Below are 13,462 nucleotides of genomic sequence, written 5' to 3' on the forward strand. Positions count from 1 at the left end.
TCGCTGATTTTAAGGGCTGGCAGCTGGGTACTTCTTTGCCCATTCTTGAGTCCATGCCGCAAGGGCCGCTTGAACGCTGATGTGATTGTTTTCAACGGGCTGTGTCAGTCTGCTCAAGCCCAGTGCGCTTGCGGCCGCCTGCAAGGCCACCCAAACGCTACTGGCGGAACTTAAATCAAGAGCCTGAGCACCGTTTTGCTTGGACAACTTTTCACCGTTGGCACCCAATACCAAAGGTGTGTGAAGATACTGAGGTGGCTCCAAACCTAGCGCTTCTTGGAGCAAGCGCTGCCTGGCCGTGTTGTCCGCTAGGTCTTCACCGCGCACCACATGCGTGATACCTTGCGCTGCATCGTCGACCACCACGGTCAGTTGGTATGCCCACAAGCCATCGGCACGCTTTAAAACAAAGTCACCGACTTCTTCTAAGACGTTTTGTGACTGAGGGCCAAGACGCCTGTCCTGCCAATGCACGTGGGCACTCCCTCGCAGTGCACTCCATTGTGAAACGTTAAAGCGCCAGGCCCTGGCCTCTTTGCCGTTCAAACCGTTGCGACAAGTGCCAGGATACACAGCGGCTTTGTGTCTTTCTAGACTCAAGCCCATCGCAGCTTGTTGTTCTTCAATTTCTTTGCGCGTACAAGCGCACGGGTAAGCCAAACCCTTGGCCACCAATTGGTCTAAGGTTTGCTGATACAGCCTCGTTCGATGCGATTGAAACACCACTTCGCCGTAGGCATGCAGGCCGCACAAAGCAAGCTGGTTCAAGATATTGGCGGCTGCACCTTCAATGCATCGAGGCCCGTCGACATCTTCAATCCGCACCAACCATTGGCCTTGGAGAGCGCTTGCATCTAAGCAACTGGCAAGTGCCGCTACCAAGGAGCCTGCGTGCAAAGCACCCGTAGGTGAGGGTGCAAATCTTCCGCGATTCATCCCAAATTAAAGTGCGTCCAGCGCCAGTTCCAAGCCAGAAATAAACGCATCTTCAACACGGTGACCCAGACACCAGTCGCCACACAAACCAATGCCTTGTTTTTTACTCAGCATGTGCGTGGCACCCAAGGGCTGTAATGTTTTGGCATAGCGCCAGCGATGCACTTCTGCGTGCGCAGGCGTGGCACGGATGCCAGTGATTTCAGAAAACGCCTTGAGCAATTTGGCTTGAGCGCGTTCGGGTGCGTCTTCCAAATGTTCTTGTGACCAAGCTGCACTGGCTTGAACGGTCCAGCGTTCAATGTGACCCCGGCCAGGTTTGGAGGACTCGCGCGCTAACCATGCCACGCGGTGGTGCACACTTCGAGCCGCATTCCATTGCGGGCCCAAGGTAATGAGCCCAGGCTGCGCAGCATTGGGGAAGGCGACCATCAGAGTCCAGCAAGGGGCGACTTGAACTTTGTTGAGAGCCGCAGCTTTTTCCATGTTGATGTTGGAGTTGCGCAGCAAGTCGATGGCTTGGTCTGAGGGAATGGCCAACAACACTTGGTCAAAACCGCTGAACACCGATTGAGCACCTTCGGGCTCTTCGCTGTGCAGTTGCCAGAGCGATGGCTGCAGTGTGTCGCGTTCAATTTTGAAGACCTTCGATTCAAAGTGAATGCTGTCGGTTTGCACCAAAGGCTGTGCCCAAGCTTTGACCAAGGCATTCATGCCGGGTGTGGCTACCCAGTGCTTGTCCTCTGAGTGTCGCGCGGCTTCCAAGACGCGGCCCATGGCATCGAGAACGCGGACCGCATTGGCACTCCAGGGTTTGCAAATGTTGGGGGTGGTAGCCAATGCTTGTTCAAATCGGGCGTCGCGCACCGTGAAGTACTGTGCGCCATGGTCAAAGGTGCCAAATGCTGAGGTGCGTGTTGACATGCGGCCGCTGGTGCCTCTGCTTTTTTCAAAGACAGTAACGCGGTGGCCAGCTTGCATGAGGGTTCTGGCGCAAGCAATGCCTGCCATGCCAGCACCGATGATGGCAAATTTTTGAACAGGTTTTGTTGTTGTGTTGGTTTGGTTCATAGGGCTACTCTACACGCGATGGTGGGGTTGGAGCAATGCTTCTTGTGTTCGCGGTTGTTTTAACTGAGACAGCCACCAACTTAATGCATGGCCCACACTTTGGCCATGGGGATTACGCCATGCATATTCAACTTGGCTGATGCGTTGTATTCGACTCACTTTTTTGGCCACCAACCTGCCGCTTTCTAAATAGGGCTGGGCCAAGCTTTCTGGCAAAAATCCACCCCCCAGACCTCTCAATTGAGCCTCCAGTTTGCTGGGCATGTCGGGTACAGTGAAAACGTCTTGACCTCCCAGCAGGCCAATGGTGAGTCCCTCGCCGCGCGGCACAGAGTCGGCTACTGCCACGGCGCGGTATTTTTGTAGAACCGCATCGCTTAGGGGCTCGGGGGCATTGGCCAAAGGGTGATGAGGCGCTACGGCATAAACAAAACTGACCTCACCTAGCGTTTCGTGCAACAACTCGGCGTGGCTTGATGGCGAAATAAAAACACCAATGGCCAAGTCGGCCTGACCTGACTTGAGAGCGGCCAAGGTCCCCGAAAGCGTTTCGTAGCGGATGCGCAAGCGGGTGGGTGGGTTGAGTGCCAAAAAGCCTTCGCAGAGTTCCATCACCACCGACCTGGCAATGATGCTGTCGACGGCCACTGTCAAGACGGCTTCCCAGCCGGTGGCCACTCGCTTCACGCGATTGGCCAAAGCATCCACGTCTTGCAGCAAGCGTTTGGCCTCGCGCAGCAACTCTTTGCCGGCTTCTGTAGGCTTGGCTTGGCGGCTGCTGCGGTCAAACAACAAGACGTCGAGGGCATCCTCAATTTGTCGGACCCGGTAGGTGAGGGCGCTGGGCACCAGGCCACGTTGCCTGGCAGCCGCGGCAAAACTGCCTGTTGCCTCAATGGCCAGAAGCATACTGAGGGCATCAGGTGTGAGAAGGTCGCTGGCGGCGTTGGACATTTTGAATATTCAAATAATTTGAATGATAGCGTCAAATTTCGTGCATGAAATTGAAATGATTGCAATATAAAGTTACTTCATTGTGTTGACCTAAGTAGGAGATGTTTGTGATTCAAATTCGCCGTTCCGCAGAACGTGGCTATGCCGACCATGGCTGGCTCAAATCGTTTCACAGTTTTTCATTTGCTGGCTACTACGACCCTGCATTCATGGGTTGGGGCAATTTGCGCGTGATCAACGAAGACCGCATTGCGCCTGGCACCGGCTTTGGTACCCATGGTCACAAGGACATGGAAATCATCAGCTATGTGTTGTCGGGCAACTTGGCTCACAAAGACAGCATGGGCAATGTGAAAGGCATTCCGCCTGGGGATATTCAGCGAATGAGCGCTGGCAAAGGCGTGATGCACAGTGAGTTCAACCATGCCGAAGGTCAGAGCACGCACTTTTTCCAAATTTGGATTGAGCCCAATGTCATGGGCATTGCACCCAGTTATGAACAAAAGACGGTGCCAGCGGCTACCAAACGCGGTGCCTTGAAAGTGGTTGCATCGCCCCAAGGTGAAGGCAATGCTGTGCAAATTTCTGCAGATGCCACTTTGTATGCGGGTTTGTTGGATGGCTCAGAACAAGCTGAATTGACTTTGAACCCTGCGCGCAAAGCCTATGTGCACCTTATTCGAGGTGAGTTGCAGGTGAATGGACAAGTTTTGAAAGGCGGCGATGCGGCGCTTATACAGGCGGAATCGAACCTTGAACTGACACATGGCAAAGATGCCGAGGTCTTGGTTTTTGACTTGGCTTCTTAATTTTTTACACATATTTTTTTAATTTCTACAGGAGAATTTTCATGGCTCAAACAGTTGTTATTTATCACTCAGGTTACGGTCACACACAGCGCGTGGCGCAATTTGTGGCGCAAGGCGCCAATGCGGCATTGATCGCCATTGATGCCGAAGGCAATATCTCCGATGCCGATTGGGCTGCATTGGACGGCGCTGACGCCATCATCTTTGGTTCACCCACTTACATGGGCATGGCTTCTTGGCAGTTTAAGAAATTTGCAGATGCATCGTCCAAGCGTTGGTTCAGCGGCGCTTGGAAGGACAAAGTGGCTGGTGGTTTCACCATTTCCGCCAGCCCCAGCGGCGACAAGCTGTCGACCCTGCAATACTTCATCACATTGTCTATGCAGCAAGGCATGATTTGGGTGGGTCAGCCAGCCATGAACGATGGCACGACCAATCGCATTGGCTCCAACTCTGGCGTGATGGCGCAAGTGGGTCCAACCAGCCCCGCAGAAGACATTCCACAAGGCGACTTGGACACTGCCAAAGCTTATGGTGCGCGTGTGGCGGCAATCGCTGCCAAATTGCGCGGTTAATTTAAACAAGCCCTTCGGTGGGCTTGACTGTTTCTAATTCCAGATCTACAGCGCGGCGTTCGTCGAACACGAAGCAGCCGCCCTGGTAGTGCGAGCCGTCGGTTTCTTCAAAGTATTTCAAAATGCCGCCTTCTAACTGGTAAGTGTGGGGCAAGCCATTTTGTTGCATGAAGATGGCGGCTTTTTCACAGCGAATGCCGCCTGTGCAAAAACTGATGATAGTTTTGTCTTGCAGCTCATCTTTGTGCGCCCTCAAGGCATCGGGAAACTCCGTGAATTTGGTGAGGCGCCAATCGATAGCGCCCTTGAAAGTGCCTTCGTCCACTTCGTAATCGTTGCGGGTGTCCAAAATGACCACGGGGCGTCCGTTGTCGTCAAAGCCTTGGTCTAGCCATCTTTTGGCCGTGGCAGGCGTGACAGCGGGGGCGCGCCCTTCCGCGGGTCGAATGGTGGGGTGGTTCATGCGAATGATTTCGCCCTTCACCTTGACCAGCATTTTTTTAAAAGGCACCTTATCCGACCAACTTTCTTTGGGGTGGATGTCGGAAAACCTTGGATCTGTCTGGAGTTCAGCCACAAAACCTCGTACGGCCTCGGCGGGGCCTGCCAAAAATAAATTAATGCCTTCCTCGGCCAGCAAAATCGTGCCTTTCAGGTCGCGCGCCTGGCAGCGTTCTAAGAACAAAGGACGCAGTTCTGCCGCATCGGGCACTGGCACAAACTTGTAAGAAGAAATATTCAAAATATTGTTCACCCCCGTATTGTAGAAAACATCTGTAGCAGCTTCTACAATGGCTCCATGTTTGTTCATTTGCGCCTTCACACCGAGTTTTCCATTGTCGATTCCACCTGCCGCATTGACGATGTGGTGCAGGTGGCGGCAGACGATCAGCAACCTGCTTTGGCCATCACCGACCTCAGCAATTTGTTTGGTGCCATCAAGTTTTACAAAGCTGCGCGCGGCAAGGGCGTCCAACCCATTTTGGGCGCAGAGATTTTTTTGGAAGGTTTGGGTGCCGATCCGCTGGCTTTGTCGCGCGTCATGTTGCTGGTGCAAAGTTCGCAAGGCTATTTGAACCTGTCTGAATTGCTGGCGCGTGCCTGGACGCAAAACATGGTGAAGACCAACGCTGTGGTCAAGCTGGCGTGGCTGCAGGAGTTGTCTGAAGGTTTGATTCTTCTGTCTGGTGCCCAAGCCGGACCCGTGGGGCAAGCCTTGGTGCAGGGTGACACGTCGCGTGCCGCCGAAATTGCCTTGCAATTGGCGTCCATTTTCACGCACCGTTTCTATTTGGAAATTCAACGCGCAGGTCGCCCTGAAGACAATGCGCATGTGGTGGCGGCCGTTAAGTTGGCATCGCGCTTGAGCTTGCCCGTGGTGGCCACGCATCCCGTTCAGTTTTTGAAGCAAGACGACTACGAATCGCACGAAGCACGCGTGTGTATTTCTGAAGGCGAAATTTTGGGCAACCAACGCCGTGTTCGCAAGTTCACGGAGGATCAATACTTCAAGACAAGCGCTGAAATGCAGGCCCTGTTTGCCGATGTGCCCAGTGCCTTGGCCAACTCGGTTGAAATTGCCAAGCGCTGTAACCTGTCATTGGTCTTGGGCAAACCGCAATTGCCCAATTACCCCACGCCCCTCACCGATGGCAAACCCATGCCCATCGCAGATTATTTTCGTTTGTTGTCGGTGGAAGGCTTGGAAGAGCGCTTGGTGCACTTGTACCCCGATGCCGCCAAGCGCGAAATCGAGCGTCCGCGCTATGCCGAGCGTTTGGAATTTGAGATCAACACCATTTTGAAAATGGGCTTCCCCGGTTACTTCTTAATCGTGGGTGATTTCATCAACTGGGCGAAGAAAAATGGCTGTCCAGTGGGTCCCGGTCGAGGTTCAGGCGCGGGCTCCTTGGTGGCTTATTCTTTGAGAATCACTGACCTTGACCCCCTGCAATACAACTTGCTATTTGAGCGATTTTTAAATCCAGAGCGGGTTTCCATGCCTGACTTTGACATTGACTTTTGCCAAGCCAATCGCGATCGCGTGATTGACTATGTCAAAGACAAATACGGTCGCGATGCGGTGAGTCAAATTGTCACCTTTGGCACCATGGCGGCGCGTGCAGCCATTCGCGACGTGGGTCGTGTGCTCGATATGAGTTACACGTTCTGCGATGGCATCAGCAAGCTCATTCCCAATAAACCTGGCCAGCACATCACCATCGATGGCGCCATCAAGGTCGAGCCTGTTTTGGCCGAGCGTCTGGACAAAGAAGACGAAGTCAAAACTTTGCTGGCGCTGGCGCAAAAACTCGAAGGCATGACCCGCAATGTGGGCATGCACGCCGGCGGTGTGCTCATTGCGCCTGGCAAGCTTACCGATTTTTGTCCTTTGTACCAACAACCTGGCAGCACATCGGCTGTCAGTCAGTACGACAAAGACGACGTGGAAGCCATTGGTCTGGTGAAGTTTGACTTCTTAGGTCTGGCCACCTTGACCATTTTGGAATTGGCGCGCGAGATGATTGTGAAGCGCCACAAGGGTCAAGAGAATTTTGCATTTGAGAATATTCCGCTTGACGATGTGGCTACCTACAAGTTGTTTGCAGATGGTCGTACCGAGTCTGTTTTCCAGTTTGAAAGTCGCGGCATGCAAGGCATGTTGAAAGATGCGCGGCCTTCTCGCTTGGAAGACTTGATTGCCTTAAATGCCTTGTACCGACCCGGCCCGATGGATTTGATTCCAAGTTTCGTAGCGCGCAAGCATGGCCGGGAGGTAATTGAGTATCCTCACCCTTTGGTAGAAAACGTGCTGTCCGAAACCTACGGCATCATGGTGTACCAAGAACAGGTGATGCAAACTGCACAGGTCTTGGGCGGTTACAGCTTGGGCGGCGCCGACTTGTTGCGCCGTGCCATGGGTAAGAAAAAAGCGGAAGAAATGGCGGAGCACCGCGAAATTTTCCGCAAAGGTGCAGTTGTCAATGGCTTGTCGGAAGCCAAAGCTGACGAAGTTTTTGACTTGATGGAAAGGTTTGCAGGTTACGGTTTCAACAAATCGCACGCTGCAGCTTATTCTTTGTTGGCGTACCACACGGGTTGGTTGAAAGTTCATTTCACAGCAGAGTTTTTCTGCGCCAACATGACCATCGAAATGGACGATACCGACAAGCTCAAGGTCTTGTTTGAAGATGCCTTGAAGTTTGGCATGAGCTTCGATCCCCCGGATGTCAATCGCGGCACGCACCGTTTTGAACCTGTTTCTGACAAAGTCATTCGATATGGTTTGGGCGCTATCAAGGGCACGGGTCAACAAGCCATTGATGCCATTGTGAAAGCTCGTGAGGAGGGCGGCCCCTTCACCAGCCTGTTTGACTTTTGTGTGCGTGTCGACCGGAGTCGCTTGAACAAACGAACTGTCGAGGCATTGGTCAAGGCGGGCGCGTTTGATTCCTTGCAACGCAATCGCGCGTCTTTGGCAGCTTCTATTGACCGCGCTTTTGATTTCTCTACGGCCACAGCCGCCAATGCCAATCAGGGTGGCCTGTTTGACATGATGGGCGACGATGCCCATGGCTCTAGCACGCAAGAACCCGATTTGGTGGACGTCTTGCCATGGGGTGTGAAAGAGCAACTCACCAACGAAAAAACAGCGCTTGGTTTTTACTTGTCAGGTCATTTGTTTGACGCGGTAGAGCGCGAAGTTCGCTTGTTTGCCAAACGCAAAATTGACGATTTGATTGACAACCGCGAACCACAGTTGTTGGCCGGCATTGTGAGCGACTTTCGCGTTATCAATGGCCAACGCGGCAAGATGGCCCTCTTTAAGCTAGACGACAAAAGTGCGATGATGGAAGCCACGGCCGACGAGGCCATGATCAACGCCAACCGTCATCTTTTCAAAGACGATGAACTCATCATCGTGATGGCCAAGATGCAAGTCGACAGATTTGCAGGTGGTTATCGTTTGGCAATCCAACAAGTCTGGGATTTGCCTTCAGCGCGTTGTCGCTTCGGCAAGTACTTGCGCGTAGCGGTAAATGGCCGTGCGCCTGAAGTGGCCAAACTCGTCAAAGCCTTTCCGCCGCAACGTGAAATCACAGAGCAGGGCGAGTTGCTCAGGGGCTTGCCAGTTCGCTTGAAACTAGAGCGCAAGGCCGACAATGTGGCTGCCTCTGCAGAACTGCTGTTGGGCGAACAGGCTAAATTTTTCCCAAGTGATGCGGCCTTGTCCAGCTGGATAGCCCAAGCCGACCAAGGCAAAGCAGAGATCGTTTACGAAATTTAATTGAAGTCAAACAATTGGGGTCAGATCAACATTAATTTACTTAGCGCATAGTTCGCTGTGAATCACAAAAAATTAATGTTGATCTGACCCCAATTGTTTGACCCCAATTAATCTTTGGGGCGGAAGCTAATCTCTAGAACCGGCGGTACACGGCCATCTTCGTCGCGGGGGAGGGTGGCGGTTTTGTCGATGGCTTTGAGGACGGCCTCGTCCCAGGCTTTGTTGCCACTGCTAGACAAGAGTTTGCGGCTGAGGATGGTGCCATCGGTAGAGGTGCGAACTTCAACTTCGGCTTTGGGGTTGCCGGCTACATCTTCCGTGAAAGTGATGTTGGGTTTGATGCGTGCACGAATGCGGCCCGCATAGCTGGCTGAGGGGCCCGAGGATTTCAGGGCTGCGCCTTTGGCCTTTTCATCACCCGATGCACCGGCCATGCCTTGCATGCGTTTGAGATTTTCGTTGCGAAGCGCCTCGGTGCGCTTTTCTTCGGCAGCCGCTTTCTTGGCTTCTTCTTTGGCCTTGGCGGCAGCCTCAGCCTTCTTCAGTGCTTCTTCTTTTTTCTTCTTCTCGAGTTCCTTGGCTTTTTCTTTTTCTCTCTCTTTTTCTTTCTCTTTCGCCTTCTCTTTATCTAATTTTTCTTTTTCGAGTTTGTCTTTTTCCAGTTTCTTTTTCTTTTCCAGCTCAGCTTCTTTTTTCTCTTCTAGTTTCTTTTTTTCGAGTTCTTTTTTGAGTGCAATGTCGGCCGCTTCACGCTCAGCCGCTGCGTTGATCTTGGGCGCTGCGGGTGGTGGTGGAGGCGGTTCTGGTTTCTGTTCAACAGCTTTCACAGGCTCGGGCGGCGGTGGCTCCGGCTCATTGGCTGCGGGTGCAGCCTCTACGGGTACGGCAGACCATAGTTCTGCAGATGCTGACAAGTTGTTGGGTTCGGTTTTCCATTGAACGCTAAAGGCAATTGCCACCAGCAGTAGCAAGTGCATGAACAAGGCAAAAGACAAGGAGCGACCAAACCCGCCAACAGGTGGTGGTGCAAACTCGTTGTGTGCGATGGCGTTCATGCGCAGTGAGTGATCTTCATGAGAAGGCCTGCGAGGTCAAGGCGCAAGCTGAACAGACAAGCCAACACGCTGAATGCCTGCGCGTTGAAGGGTGTCCATTACCTTCACCACGGTTTCATATTTCACATTGCGATCGGCACTGATCACCACCGCAGAATTGGCTTGGCCTGTTTGCGCCTGCAGCACCAAGTTGGCCAAATTCTCAAGCTTGGTTTTTTGTGTTTTGCTGTCGTTCACCATTTCAAGACTGTCGTCTTTCTGAACCACAATTTGAATCACTTGATCGGGCTGTTTGGCGGCTTTGCCCACACTGGGCAAGTCGATCACGCTGGGTGAAATCATGGGCGCTGTGACCATGAAAATAATGAGCAGCACCAGCATCACATCGATGAAGGGTACCATGTTGATTTCATTGATGGTGCGGCGTCCACGACCGCGAGAGGAAACAGCAGGCATGAGTGTGCTCCCTAGAGAATCAGTGACCAGAAGCTGAGAGGCCCGATCCAGAAGATCCTGCGCCCGCAGAACCCCCCAAACTTCTTTGCAAAATATTGGAGAACTCTTCAATGAAGGTTTCTAATTTAATGGCCACACGATCAATGTCGCGGGCGAAACGGTTGTAGGCCACCACGGCAGGAATGGCCGCAAACAAGCCAATAGCAGTGGCCACCAGGGCCTCCGCAATGCCGGGCGCGACGGTGGCCAATGTTACTTGTTGCATGCTGGCCAAGCCTGTGAAGGCGTGCATGATGCCCCACACGGTGCCAAACAAACCCACATAAGGAGAAACTGAACCCACGGAAGCTAAAAAAGACAATTGAGCTTCGGCCACATCCATCTCGCGCTGAAAACTAGCCCGCATGGCACGGCGGGCGCCATCGAGCAAAGTACCTGGGTCGGAAATGCGGCGCTCACGCAACTTTTGATACTCGCGCATGCCACTGGCAAAAATACGTTCCATGGGGCCAGCCAATTTAGAGTTTTGAACGGCTGCCGCAAACAAATCATTCAAGGAAGTACCCGACCAAAACTGCTGTTCAAACTCTTCGTTCAAAGTTTGAATGCGTTTGATGGCGGTGAGTTTGCGCACAATGGCGGCCCAGCTTGCAATGGAGATGGCCATGAGAATTAGCATGACCAGTTGCACCACAAAGCTGGCATGCAACACAAGTTGAATGATGGACATGTCTTGGTTCATTGAAGTGCTTCCAATATTTGGGCCGGAATGCGGCCGGGTTTCATGGTTTGGGTGTCTACCCAGCCAATTCGGATGGTGCCCTCAGCCAAAAGTTTACGCTGACCATTGTCCAAATGCCAAGCTTGTTGAAACAGCACCAAGCTAGCTCGGCCAGCCTCTGAGGTTTGCGCTGTGACCTCAAGCAAATCATCAAGCCGTGCAGGAGAGAAATACTTGATTTGAGTTTCGCTCACCACAAACATGCCGCCACTCTTGTCTTTCAAAGATCGTTGTTCAACCCCCAAAGATCGAAGCCACTCGGTGCGCGCACGTTCAAAAAATTTCAAGTAATTGGCGTAGAAAACAATGCCACCGGCGTCGGTGTCTTCCCAGTAAATTCGAATTGGAAATGTGAAGGTGGCTTTCATGCGCGGGCGCGACCGGCTTGCCTGTCGGCTTGAACTTCATGAGGGCGCAGCTGGGGTGCTAGGCCCTCCAACACTGCGTTGACATACTTGTGACCATCGGTGCCACCGAATTCTTTGGCCAACTCAATGCACTCATTGAGGCTGACGCGCCATGGCACATCAAGACAATGCTTCATCTCAAAAACACCAATCCACATGGTGGCGCGTTCAATGGGTGAAATTTCAGCCATGCTGCGATCGAGCAAGGGGAGAATGAGTTTGTCCAATTCAGAGGCCTGCTCGGCACAGCCATACAGCAAGGCATCGTAATGGGCAGAATCGGCTTTGTGAAAGCCAGACAAATCGCGCGTGAACACATCGATGTCTGCGGCCTCATTTTTGCCAACCAACACTTGATAGAGTGCTTGAAGCGCAAATTCGCGCGCTCGGCTTCGAGCCGATTTGCTGGCGGACTTGCCAGGTTTTCGGCTTGCAGCTTTGCTGGGTTTGACTGCCTGACCCAAAGCTGCAGAGTTTTCTGGCAACTCACTCATGCCAGTTCCTCGCCGTCCAATTCATCGTCACCCACAGACAAGTCCTCCAACAGCATGGCCATTTCGACGGCAACACGAGCAGCATCACGCCCCTTCTCTGTTTGTCGGGCAATGGCTTGCTCTAAATTTTCGGTGGTCAAAATGGCGTTGGCAATGGGCACGTTGTAGTCGAGGGCAATTCGGCTCACGCCAGCGCCCGATTCATTGGCCACCAATTCGAAATGATAAGTTTCACCGCGAATGATGCAGCCCAAGGCAATCAAGGCGTCGTACTCGCCTCGCTCGGCCATGGCTTGCAAGGCAATGGGGACTTCCAAGGCGCCTGGCACCAACACATGATCGATGTCGTGCACACCCAAGGCTTCCAGTTCCTGAATGCAAGCCACAGCCAGTGCATTGGTGATGCCATCGTTAAAGCGGGCTTGAACAATGCCAATGTGCAGACCTAAGCCGTCCAACTCTTGTTCAATACCTTTGTCTGCGCCTTGCATATTTATTCCTTAGGGATATAACCGGTCACTTCAACGCCATAACCCGCCATGCTGGGCATGCGTCGGGGTTGGCCCATGAGTTTCATTTTCTGAACACCGCACTCGCGCACGATTTGAATGCCCACACCGTAGGTGCGCAAATCCATTTTGCTTCTGTTGGGCGCTTGTGCCGAACGAGCTCGACCTTCAAACTGCGCGAGCAATTGGTTTGCGCTTTCTCCACAATTGAGGAGAACAGCCACACCGTGCCCTTGCTTGTTGATGTAGTTCAAACTGTTTTCCAAGCTCCAGGAGTGCATGCTGCGACCCACTTCTAAAACATCGAACACAGAAAGGGGTTCATGCACGCGAACAGGCACTTCTGAATCTGCTTGCCATTTGCCTTTGACCAAGGCCAAGTGCAAAGATTGGCTGGGTTTGTCTTTGAAAGCATGCGCTGTGAACTCGCCGTGGGCAGTTTGCAAAATGCGCGTGCCTACTTTTTCCACCAATGACTCGGTGCGACTGCGGTATGCAATGAGGTCGGCTATGGTGCCAATTTTGAGGCCGTGCTCTGCAGCAAAAATTTGCAGGTCGGGCAAGCGCGCCATGGTGCCGTCGTCCTTCATGATTTCGCAAATCACGGAAGAGGCACTGCAGCCAGCCATGGTGCCCAAATCGCAACCAGCTTCGGTATGGCCTGCGCGCATCAACACACCGCCGTCCACCGCTTGCAATGGAAAAATATGGCCTGGTTGAACCAAGTCTTTGGCGGTGGCATTGGCAGCCACAGCCGCCTTGACAGTCAGTGCACGATCGGCGGCTGAAATACCTGTGGTTACGCCTTCGGCCGCTTCAATCGAAACCGTAAAAGCCGTGCTGTAGACAGTGCCATTGCTGGTGGCCATGGGTGGCAATTTGAGGTGTTCGCAACGCTCGCGGGTAAGGGTGAGACAAATGAGGCCTCGACCAAAGCGGGCCATGAAGTTGATGGCCTCTGCTGTGATGTGGTCTGAGGCAATGAGCAAGTCGCCTTCGTTTTCGCGGTCTTCGTCGTCCACCATGATGACAATGCGACCCGCGCGCAGGTCAGCGACGATGTCTTCTACCGGAGAAATTTGCACAGGCGTCACGGGACTGCCAGAATTCGTCGTCATGTCACAACT

General features: G+C 52.9%; 14 protein-coding genes. 3 read left to right on the top strand and 11 right to left on the bottom strand.

What is annotated here, in order from left to right; all coding sequences use genetic code 11:
* Positions 1-9: 9 nt before the first annotated feature.
* From gluQRS to B9Z32_RS08355, 3 genes are read right to left on the bottom strand one after another with little or no spacing between them, the layout of a single operon-like run.
* On the bottom strand, positions 10-936 hold the full coding sequence (gene gluQRS / locus B9Z32_RS08345) for a tRNA glutamyl-Q(34) synthetase GluQRS (protein WP_108420764.1): 927 nt from the start codon (positions 934-936) through the stop codon (positions 10-12).
* A 6-nt stretch (positions 937-942) separates the two neighbouring features.
* Entirely contained in the window at positions 943-2,007 is a 1,065-nt protein-coding gene (locus tag B9Z32_RS08350; RefSeq protein ID WP_108420765.1) for an NAD(P)/FAD-dependent oxidoreductase, read from the bottom strand.
* A 9-nt stretch (positions 2,008-2,016) separates the two neighbouring features.
* Complete coding sequence (locus tag B9Z32_RS08355; RefSeq protein ID WP_108420766.1) at positions 2,017-2,961, bottom strand: LysR family transcriptional regulator; 945 nt, start codon at positions 2,959-2,961, stop codon at positions 2,017-2,019.
* A gap of 101 nt (positions 2,962-3,062) precedes the next feature.
* On the opposite strand from B9Z32_RS08355, the gene B9Z32_RS08360 reads away from it, so the two are divergent.
* Positions 3,063-3,770 (top strand): pirin family protein, encoded by a 708-nt coding sequence (locus B9Z32_RS08360; protein WP_369909763.1) that lies wholly within the window; start codon positions 3,063-3,065, stop codon positions 3,768-3,770.
* Between the two features lie 41 nt (positions 3,771-3,811).
* A complete protein-coding gene (locus B9Z32_RS08365) occupies positions 3,812-4,345 on the top strand; it encodes a flavodoxin family protein (RefSeq protein WP_108420767.1) in 534 nt (177 codons plus the stop codon).
* A gap of 1 nt (position 4,346) precedes the next feature.
* Here the strand turns inward: B9Z32_RS08365 and B9Z32_RS08370 are convergent, their stop codons facing one another.
* Positions 4,347-5,099, bottom strand: a complete 753-nt coding sequence (locus B9Z32_RS08370; RefSeq protein ID WP_108421097.1) for a sulfurtransferase — start codon at positions 5,097-5,099, stop codon at positions 4,347-4,349.
* A gap of 45 nt (positions 5,100-5,144) precedes the next feature.
* On the opposite strand from B9Z32_RS08370, the gene dnaE reads away from it, so the two are divergent.
* The gene (gene dnaE / locus B9Z32_RS08375; protein ID WP_108420768.1) at positions 5,145-8,633 is read left to right on the top strand and encodes a DNA polymerase III subunit alpha; all 3,489 of its coding nucleotides are present in this window, start codon (positions 5,145-5,147) and stop codon (positions 8,631-8,633) included.
* Between the two features lie 107 nt (positions 8,634-8,740).
* On the opposite strand, the gene tolA is transcribed toward dnaE, so the two are convergent.
* From tolA to ribBA, 7 genes are read right to left on the bottom strand one after another with little or no spacing between them, the layout of a single operon-like run.
* Positions 8,741-9,688 carry a cell envelope integrity protein TolA gene (gene tolA / locus B9Z32_RS08380; protein ID WP_108420769.1) on the bottom strand — a complete coding sequence of 316 codons (948 nt, stop codon included), beginning with the start codon at positions 9,686-9,688 and terminating at the stop codon, positions 8,741-8,743.
* 36 nt (positions 9,689-9,724) lie between these two features.
* On the bottom strand, positions 9,725-10,144 hold the full coding sequence (locus tag B9Z32_RS08385) for a biopolymer transporter ExbD (protein WP_108420770.1): 420 nt from the start codon (positions 10,142-10,144) through the stop codon (positions 9,725-9,727).
* A gap of 19 nt (positions 10,145-10,163) precedes the next feature.
* On the bottom strand, positions 10,164-10,886 hold the full coding sequence (gene tolQ, locus B9Z32_RS08390; protein WP_108420771.1) for a protein TolQ: 723 nt from the start codon (positions 10,884-10,886) through the stop codon (positions 10,164-10,166).
* On the bottom strand, positions 10,883-11,293 hold the full coding sequence (gene ybgC / locus B9Z32_RS08395) for a tol-pal system-associated acyl-CoA thioesterase (RefSeq protein ID WP_108420772.1): 411 nt from the start codon (positions 11,291-11,293) through the stop codon (positions 10,883-10,885). The genes tolQ and ybgC overlap by 4 nt, the downstream gene beginning before the upstream one ends.
* Entirely contained in the window at positions 11,290-11,826 is a 537-nt protein-coding gene (gene nusB / locus B9Z32_RS08400) for a transcription antitermination factor NusB (protein WP_108420773.1), read from the bottom strand. Before nusB ends, ybgC begins: the two co-directional genes overlap by 4 nt.
* Positions 11,823-12,317, bottom strand: coding sequence for a 6,7-dimethyl-8-ribityllumazine synthase (ribH, locus tag B9Z32_RS08405; protein ID WP_108420774.1), 495 nt, complete (start codon positions 12,315-12,317; stop codon positions 11,823-11,825). Before ribH ends, nusB begins: the two co-directional genes overlap by 4 nt.
* Before the next feature lie 2 nt (positions 12,318-12,319).
* The gene (gene ribBA / locus B9Z32_RS08410; protein WP_108420775.1) at positions 12,320-13,453 is read right to left on the bottom strand and encodes a bifunctional 3,4-dihydroxy-2-butanone-4-phosphate synthase/GTP cyclohydrolase II; all 1,134 of its coding nucleotides are present in this window, start codon (positions 13,451-13,453) and stop codon (positions 12,320-12,322) included.
* Positions 13,454-13,462: the final 9 nt, after the last annotated feature.

The organism is Limnohabitans sp. MMS-10A-178 (genome assembly GCF_003063375.1).
Taxonomy (GTDB): Bacteria; Pseudomonadota; Gammaproteobacteria; order Burkholderiales; family Burkholderiaceae_C; genus Limnohabitans_A.